Source organism: Kitasatospora sp. NPDC058046 (assembly GCF_042885595.1).
Taxonomy (GTDB): Bacteria; Actinomycetota; Actinomycetes; order Streptomycetales; family Streptomycetaceae; genus Kitasatospora.
In genome coordinates this window covers 457,069-466,380 of sequence record NZ_JBHVRS010000003.1, presented here as the reverse complement: position 1 = coordinate 466,380, position 9,312 = coordinate 457,069, and the positions used below count along the sequence as shown (strand labels likewise).

Genomic DNA, 9,312 nt, shown 5'->3' with positions numbered 1-9,312 from the left:
CGCCCTCGTTGATTCGGAGCACATGATCATGGAAACGACCAACGACAGGCTCGTCGAAGCACTTCGCACCTCCCTCAAGGAAGCCGAGCGGCTCCGGCAGCAGAACAGCGCGCTCCTTGCGGCGTCGAGCGAGCCGATCGCGATCGTGGGTGCGGGCTGCCGGTTCCCGGGCGGTGTGACGGGTCCCGAGGAGTTCTGGGACCTGGTGGCCGGCGGTGTCGACGCGGTGGGCGCCTTCCCCGCCGATCGCGGCTGGGAGGCCTTCGAGGAGGCGTTCGGCCGAGGGCAGACGTACCGGCGACAGGGCGGATTCGTCTACGACGCGACCGAGTTCGACGCGGGGTTCTTCGGGATCAGCCCGCGTGAGGCGCTGGCCATGGACCCGCAGCAACGGCTGCTGCTGGAGACCTCCTGGGAGGCCATCGAGCACGGCGGGATCGACCCGAAGTCGCTGCACGGGTCGATGACCGGTGTGTTCATCGGAGCGAACACGTCGGGGTACAGCTCGGTTCTGCCCGTCGAGGACGAGAGCCTGGACGGCTACCGGCTGATCGGCGCGGTGTCGGCGGTCGCCTCGGGTCGGATCTCGTACTGCCTGGGTCTGACCGGTCCGGCGGTGACGGTGGACACGGCGTGCTCGTCGTCGCTGGTGGCGATGCACCAGGCGATCCTGGCGCTGCGGGCCGGTGAGTGCTCGATGGCGCTGGCCGGCGGCGTGGCGGTGATGGTGTCGCCGGGTGCGTTCATGGAGTTCGGGCGTCAGGGCGGTATGGCGTCCAGTGGCCGGTCGAAGGCGTTCTCGGAGGAGGCCGACGGGATCGGCTGGGGCGAGGGCGCGGGCATGGTGCTGTTGGAGCGCCTGTCCGATGCCCGGCGCAACGGGCACCAGGTGCTGGCGGTGATCCGTGGCAGCGCGGCGAACCAGGACGGTGCGTCGAACGGTCTGGCGGCGCCGAACGGTCCCTCACAGCGGCGGGTGATCCGTGCGGCGCTGGCGAACGCGCAGCTGTCGGCGGCGGACGTGGACGTGGTCGAGGCGCACGGGACGGGCACGACGCTGGGCGACCCGATCGAGGCGCAGGCGTTGCTGGCCACCTACGGGCAGGCCGAGGACCGTGCCGCCGACCGGCCGCTCTGGCTGGGGTCGGTGAAGTCCAACATCGGGCACTCGCAGTGCGCGGCCGGTGTGGCCGGGGTGATCAAGATGGTGATGGCGCTGCGGCACGAGGTGCTGCCGAAGACGCTGTTCGCCGAGGAGCCGTCCTCGCACGTGGACTGGACGTCCGGGAACGTGCGGCTGCTCCAGGAACCGGTGGCGTGGCCGGCGGGCGAGCGGCCGCGTCGGGCGGGTGTGTCGGCGTTCGGTGTGAGCGGGACGAACGTCCACCTGATCGTGGAGGAGGCTCCGGCGGCCGTCGAACCCGAGGCGCGGGAGGCCCGGGTGCTTCCGGTGTTCGCCGGTGGGGCGTCGGCCTGGCCGGTCTCCGGTCAGAGCGCTGCGGCGCTGGCGGGGCAGGCGGGTCGGCTGCGTGAACACGTGGCGGAGCGGCCGGAGTTGTCGGTCCGCGATGTGGCGTGGTCGCTGGCGACGACGCGTGCGGCGCTGGAGCGCCGGGCCGTCGTGCTCGGCGCGGACCGGGATGAGCTGGCGGCGGGGCTGACGGCCGTTGCCACCGGGCAGCCGGCGGCGGGTGTGGTCACGGGGTCGGTGGCGGCCGCGGGTGTGGGGCGGACGGTGTTCGTCTTCCCGGGGCAGGGGAGCCAGTGGGTCGGGATGGGGCGTGAGCTGGCGGAGTCGTCGCCGGTCTTCGCCGCGAAGTTGGCGGAGTGTGCTAAGGCTCTGGCGCCTTATGTGGACTGGCAGTTGGACGAGGTGCTGGCGGGCCGGCACGGCTTCGAGGCAGCTGATGTGGTGCAGCCGGCGCTGTGGGCGGTGATGGTCTCGCTCGCCGCCGTCTGGGAGGCGGCGGGTGTCGCTCCGGACGCTGTGGTGGGTCACTCGCAGGGCGAGATCGCTGCCGCCGCGGTGGCCGGGATTCTCTCTCTCGACGATGCCGCGAAGGTCGTCGCTCTGCGGAGCAAGACCCTGAAGGCCCTTGCTGGTCGTGGCGGGATGCTGTCGATCGCCGAGCCGGTGGAGGGTGTTCGGGCGAGGATCGCGTCGTACGGCACCCGCCTTTCCATCGCGGCGGTGAACGGCCCGTCGGCGACGGTCGTCTCCGGCGATGCTGACGCGCTGCGTGAACTCGCGGACTCCTGCGGGGATTCGCCGCGTGCCCGGATGATCCCGGTGGACTACGCGTCGCACAGCGCCCACGTGGACGAGCTGCGCGAGGAGATCCTCTCGGTTCTCCAGGGCATCGCGCCGACCGAGGCTCGTATCCCCATGGTCTCCGCGCTGACCGGCGAGTGGCTGTCCGGCCCCGAGCTGGACCCGGCCTACTGGTACGCGTCGCTCCGGGAGACCGTCGAGTTCGACCGCGCGGTGCGGATCCTCGGCGACGCGGGTCACGGCGTGTTCCTGGAGGTCTCGCCGCACCCGGTGCTGACCCCGGCGATCGGCGACAGCCTGGAGGACCGCTCCCCGGTCGTCGTGGGCACCCTGCGGCGCGACGAGGGCGGCGCCCAGCGCCTGCTGACCTCGCTCGCCGAGGCCTACGTCCAAGGCGCCCCCGTCGACTGGGCGGCGGTGCTCGGCGCCGGCACGGCGGTCGCGCTGCCGACCTACGCCTTCCAGCGGCGCCGCTACTGGCCCGAGGCCCCGGCGGTGGAGCGCGCGAAGCTGTCGGTGGACGACTGGCGCTACCGCATCACCTGGCAGCCCTCCACCGCTCGTGGCCCGGCGGACCTGTCCGGCACCTGGCTGGTCGTCGGCGACGGCCCCGAGGCGGCGACGGTCGCCGAGGCGCTGGCCGGTCAGGGTGCCGAGGTCGTGACGGCCGCCGGCCCGGAGCGGCTTGGCGCGGTGCCGGCCGAGGGCGTGGCCGGTGTGGTGTCGCTGCTGGCCCTGGACGAGACGCCGCTCGCCGACCACCCGTTGGTTCAGCGCGGGCTGGCGGAGACCGTCGAGCTGGTGCAGGCGTTGGGCCGGGCCGGGGTCACGGCTCCGCTGTGGGTGCTGACCCGCGGCGCGGTGGCCGTCGGCCCGGACGAGGTGACGACCAGCCCGGTGCAGACCCAGGTCTGGGGTCTCGGCCGTACGGTCGGCCTGGAGCACGCGGACCGCTGGGGCGGTCTGGTCGATCTGCCGCCGGTGGTGGACGCCGATGCGGCCGCTCGTCTGGTCGGCGTCTTCGCCGATGGCAGTGAGGACCAGGTCGCCGTACGGCCGTCCGGGGTGTTCCTGCGCCGGCTGGTACGGGCGGAGGCCCGGCGCGTCGAGTCGGAGGACTGGTCGCCGCGCGGCACCGTCCTGCTGACCGGCGGCTCGGGTGCGATCGGCGTGGTCCTCGGTCCGTGGCTTGCCGAGCACGGCGCGCCGAGGGTGGTTCTGACCTCCCGCTCCGGCCCGTCGGCGCCCGGGGTGGCGGCGCTCGCGGCCACGCTGGCGCAGGCTGGTTCGGCCGTCGAGGTCGTGTCGTGCGACCTGTCGGTGCGCGAGCAGGTGACCGGCATGGTGACGTGGATCGAGGCCTCCGGCCCCGGCCTCTCCACCGTCCTGCACTCCGCCAACGCGCCGTTCCTCGCACGGCTGGAGGACACCGACCGCGACGGGCTCGCCCTGGCGGTCGGCGCGAAGGCGGCCGGCGCCGTCCACCTGGACGAGGCGACGGCGCACCTGGGCATCGACGAGTTCGTGATGTTCTCGTCGATCTCGGCGACCTGGGGCAGCAACGACCACGCCGCGTACGCGGCGGGCAACTCCTTCCTGGACGGGCTCGCCGAGGACCGTCGCGCCCGGGGCCTGCCCGGGACCTCGATCGCCTGGGGTGTCTGGAACACCCGCGACTGGGACGCCGTCGACGCGGCGATGGACCAGGCTCCCGGCCGCGTCACCCCGCACCGCCTGCTGCGGCAGGGCATGAACTTCCTCGACACCCAGCGAGCGCTGACCGCGCTCGGCGAGGTCCTCGCCGACGACGAGACCTTCATCGCCCTCGCGGACGTCGAGTGGGAGAAGTTCGCACCGGTCTTCACGGCCGCCCGCCCGCGCCCGCTGCTGGACACCATCCCCGAGGCCCAGGAGGACACCGCCCCTCGTACGGTCGACGACCAGCGCAACGAGTTCGCCGCCCGGCTGGCGGGCCTGTCGGCCGCCGAGCGGCGCCGGACCGTCGTGGAGCTGGTGCGGACGCAGGCGGCCGCGGTGCTGGGCCATGAGTCGGCGGACGAGATCGTCGCCAGCCGGGCGTTCCGGGAGCTGGGCTTCGACTCGCTGACCGCCGTCGAGCTCCGCAACCGTCTCAACGCGGCCGTGGGCGTCCGGCTGCCGTCCACGGTGATCTTCGACCACCCGAGCGCCTCGGCGCTGGCGGACGAGATCCTGGCCGCACTGTTCGGTACGGACGCGGACGAGGACCAGACCGTGACGGCGGCGGCGGTGTCGACCGATCCGATCGCGATCGTCGGTATGGCCTGCCGCTACCCCGGTGGCGTCCGGACTCCGGAGGAGCTGTGGGACCTCCTGGCGGCGGGCGGGGACGCGATCGGCGCGTTCCCGGCCGACCGCGGCTGGGACGTCGACGCGCTCTTCGACCCGGACCCGGACGCCGAGGGCTCGACCTACGTGGTCGAGGGCGGATTCCTCAGCGGGGCCGCGGAGTTCGACGCCGGGTTCTTCGGCATCAGCCCGCGCGAGGCCCTCGCCATGGACCCGCAGCAGCGCCTCCTGCTGGAGACCTCCTGGGAGGCCGTCGAGCGGGCCGGCATCGACCCGAAGTCGCTGCACGGCTCCGCGACTGGCGTCTTCGTCGGCGCGGCTTCCTCCGGCTACATCGGCGCCGCGAGCGGCGAGGCGGGAGCCCAGGCCCACCTGATCACCGGCAACGCGCTGAGCGTGCTCTCCGGCCGGATCTCGTACTCCTTGGGCCTGGTGGGCCCGGCGGTGACGGTCGACACGGCGTGCTCCTCGTCCCTGGTCGCGCTGCACCAGGCGGTGCAGGCGCTGCGGTCGGGCGAGTGCGACGTCGCCCTCGCCGGCGGTGTGACGGTGATGGCCGACCCCGGCGAGTTCGTCGGCTTCTCGCGCCTGCGGGCGCTCGCCTCCGACGGCCGCTGCAAGGCCTTCGGCGAGGGCGCGGACGGCATGGGCATCGGCGAGGGCGCCGGCATGCTCGTGCTGGAGCGGCTCTCCGAGGCGCAGCGCAAGGGCCGTCGGGTCCTGGGCCTGGTGCGCGGCTGCGCGATCAACCAGGACGGCGCGTCGAACGGTCTCACGGCGCCGAACGGTCCTGCTCAACGGCGGGTCATCCGGGCGGCGTTGGCCAACGCCCGGATCTCGGCGGCGGACGTGGACGTGGTCGAGGCGCACGGGACGGGTACGGAGCTGGGTGACCCGATCGAGGCGGGTGCGCTGCTGGCGACCTATGGTCAGGAGCGGTTCGAGGACCGGCCGTTGTGGCTGGGGTCGGTGAAGTCCAACATCGGGCACGCTCAGCAGGCCGCGGGTGTGGCCGGTGTGATCAAGATGGTGCTGGCGTTGCGGGCCGGGGTGCTGCCGAAGACCCTGCACGCGGACGAGCCGTCCTCGCACGTCGATTGGGAGACGGGCAACGTCCGTCTGCTCCAGGAGCAGGTGGCGTGGCCGGCGGGCGAGCGGCCGCGCCGGGCCGGTGTCTCGGCGTTCGGCATCAGCGGCACCAACGCGCACGTGATCATCGAAGAGGCCCCGGCCGCGATCGACGCGAGCGCCCCGGATCCCGCCACGGCGGTGGAGAGCGGGGTCCAGGCGTGGGTGGTGTCCGGTCGCAGCGCGACCGCGCTGGCCGGTCAGGCCGGTCGACTGCGTGAACACGTGCTGGCGCGGCCGGAGTTGCCGGTCGGCGACGTCGCGTGGTCGCTGGCGACGACGCGTGCGGCGCTGGAACACCGGGCCGTCGTGCTCGGCGGCGAGCGGAGTGAGCTCGCGGCGGGTCTCGTGGCGGTGGCCACGGGGCAGCCGGCGGCGGGTGTGGTGACCGGGTCGGTGGCGGCCGCCGGGGTGGGGCGGACGGTGTTCGTCTTCCCCGGCCAGGGGAGCCAGTGGGTCGGCATGGGTCGCGAGCTGGCCGAGTCGTCCCCTGTCTTCGCCGCGAGGTTGGCGGAGTGTGCCGAGGCTCTCGCGCCTTACGTGGATTGGCAGTTGGACGATGTGCTGGCTGGTCGGCACGGTTTCGAGGCCGCTGACGTCGTGCAGCCGGCGCTGTGGGCCGTGATGGTCTCGCTCGCGGCCGTGTGGCAGGCGGCGGGCGTCGCTCCAGACGCTGTGCTGGGTCACTCGCAGGGTGAGATCGCCGCTGCCGCCGTCGCGGGGATTCTCTCCCTGGAGGACGCCGCCAAGGTGGTGGCTCTGCGGAGCAAGACCCTGAAGGTGCTGGCCGGTCGTGGCGGGATGCTGTCGATCGCGGAGCCGGTGGACGGTGTCCGCGCGCGGATCGCGTCGTACGGCTCTCGCCTGTCGGTCGCGGCGGTGAACGGTCCGTCGGCGACGGTGGTTTCCGGTGACGCCGATGCGCTGCGTGAACTGGCGGACGCCTGTGGGGATTCGCCGCGTGCCCGGATGATCCCGGTGGACTACGCGTCCCACAGCGCGCACGTGGACGAGCTGCGGGAGGAGATCCTCTCGGTTCTCCAGGGCATCGCTCCGACCGAAGCCCGGATCCCGATGGTGTCGGCGCTGACCGGTGCGTGGCTGTCCGGCCCCGAGCTGGATCCGGCCTACTGGTACGCGTCGCTCCGGGAGACGGTGGAGTTCGACCGTGCCGTGCGGATTCTGGGCGACGCGGGACACGGTGTGTTCCTGGAGGTGTCGCCGCACCCGGTGCTGACCCCGGCGATCGGCGACGCCCTGGAGGACCGTTCCCCGGTCGTCGTGGGCACCCTGCGACGCGACGAGGGCGGCGCCCAGCGGCTGCTGACCTCGCTCGCCGAGGCCTATGTGCGGGGGCTCCCCGTCGACTGGGCCGGGCTCCTGGGCGGTGGTTTGACGGTGGACCTGCCGACGTACGCGTTCCAGCACCGTCACTACTGGCCCGAGGCGGTGGCCGAGGTTGCCGAGGTCTCCGCTGTCGACGCCGAGTTCTGGGCGGCGGTCGAGGGCGGGGACGCCGACGGCCTTGCGGCCGCGTTGAACATCGACGGTGAGCGGCTGGGCGAGGTGCTGCCGGCGCTGGCCGACTACCGGCGCCGTGGCCTGGCCGGCTCGGCGGTCGCGGACTGGCGGTACCGGGTGTCGTGGGCGCCGGTGGGCGAGTCCGGCGGGGTGCTGACCGGGACGTGGCTGCTGGTCGGGGACGGCACCGACGCGGGCGTCGTGGCGCAGGCGTTGGCGGATCACGGTGCCGATGTCGTCACTGCGGACCGTCCTGACCGGATCGGTCAGACCGTGTCCGCGCTCGGTGATCTGCGGGGTGTGGTGTCGCTGTTGGCGCTGGACGAGTCGCCGGAGGAGGCGGGTCCGTGGATGTCGCGTGGTGGTGCTGACACGCTCGCGCTGATCCAGGAGCTTGGGCGGCTCGGTGTGTCCGCTCCGCTGTGGGTGGTCACGCAGGGTGCGGTGCGGGCCGTCGCGGGTGATGCGGTGCGGCCGGTCCAGGCGCAGATGTGGGGTCTGGGTGCCGTCGCGGCGCTGGAGTTGGCGGGCCGCTGGGGCGGGCTGATCGACCTTCCGGCTGCCGTGGACGCCCGTGTCGGTGCGCGGCTGGCGTCGGTCCTGGTCGGCGATGAGGACCAGGTGGCGGTGCGTGCGGGCGGGGTGGTGGCGCGGCGGTTGGTGCGCGCTGGCCGTCCGGTCGTGTGTGAGGCGTGGTCGCCGCGTGGGTCGGTGCTGGTGACGGGTGGTACGAGCGGCGTGGGTGCGATCACCGCCCAGTGGGTCGCGGATCGTGGCGCGTCTCGGGTGGTGCTGACGTCCCGTTCGGGTCCGGGTGCCGCCGGTGTGGCGGAGTTGGCGGCCTCGATCGCGGCTAGCGGGACGGCGGTGCAGGTGGTGGCGTGCGACGTCGCCGACCGCGCCTCCGTCAAGGGCCTGCTCGACTCGATCGACGCGACGGGTCCGGTGCTGTCGTCGGTGGTTCACTCGGCCGGGACGGGCGGGCGGACGCCGGTGGAGCAGCTGGCGGTGGCCGAGCTGTCGCGGCTGCTGTCGGCGAAGGTCGGCGGCGCCATGGTGCTGGATGAGTTGACGGCAGGTCGGGATCTCGACGCGTTCGTGCTCTTCTCGTCGGGCGCGGGTGTCTGGGGCAGCGGTGGCCTGGGCGGTTACGCTGCGGCGAACGCGCACCTGGACGCGTTGGTGGAGGACCGCCGTTCCCGTGGTCTGGTGGCCTCGTCGGTCGCCTGGGGCCTGTGGGCCGGCGTCGGCATGGCGGCCGGCTCGGGGGGCGACCGGTTGCGCGAGTTCGGTATGGAAGGCATCGACGGACGTCGGGGCATGCTGGCGCTGGGCCAGGTCCTGGACGCCGGTGAGGGTGCGATGGTGGTGGCCGGCTTCGACTGGCCGCAGTTCGTGCCGACCTACACCCTCTACCGGGCCAGCCGTCTGCTGGCGGACCTTCCCGAGGTCCGCGCGGTCCTGGCCGCCGAGGCCGCCGTCGAGTCCACCACCGAGGAAGTCGGCGCGTGGGCGGGCCGGTTGGTCGGGATGCCGGTCGCTGAGCAGCGCCAGGTCCTGACCGACCTGGTCCGGGGCCACGCGGCCGCTGTCCTGGGCCATGACTCGGCGGACGACGTGCTGCCGCAACGCGCTTTCAAGGAGCTGGGCTTCGACTCCGTCGGAGCCGTCGAGCTGCGGAACCGCCTCTCCAAGGAGGTCGGTGTCAAGCTGGCCTCCACGATGGTCTTCGACCACCCGAACGCCACCGCCCTCGCGGACTACCTGCGGGGCGAACTCGTCGGCACCGGCGGAGCGGACGACGGCGATCCGGTGCTGGAGACCCTGGAGCGGCTGGCCGCCGAACTGGACTCCGTCGACGGGGGAGCCGACGCGCGCCAGGACATCACCGAGCGCATGCAGACCCTGCTGTCCCGGTGGATGCGGCGCGGCGCCCCCGGCGCCGGCGCGGAGGACGGTGGCGCCGCCGTCACCCGGCAGACCGTGGCCGGACAGCTCAACGAAGCCTCGGCCGACGAGGTTCTGGACTTCATCAACAAGGAACTGGGGGCGTCGTGATGATC

Annotated in this window: 1 protein-coding gene; it reads left to right on the top strand. The window is 73.3% G+C overall.

Annotated elements, in window-relative coordinates; translation table 11 throughout:
• The first annotated feature begins 28 nt into the window (after window positions 1-28).
• Window positions 29-9,307: a type I polyketide synthase gene (locus tag ACFVU7_RS09655; RefSeq protein ID WP_388044823.1), complete on the top strand. Its 9,279-nt coding sequence runs from the start codon at window positions 29-31 to the stop codon at window positions 9,305-9,307.
• Window positions 9,308-9,312 lie beyond the last annotated feature (5 nt).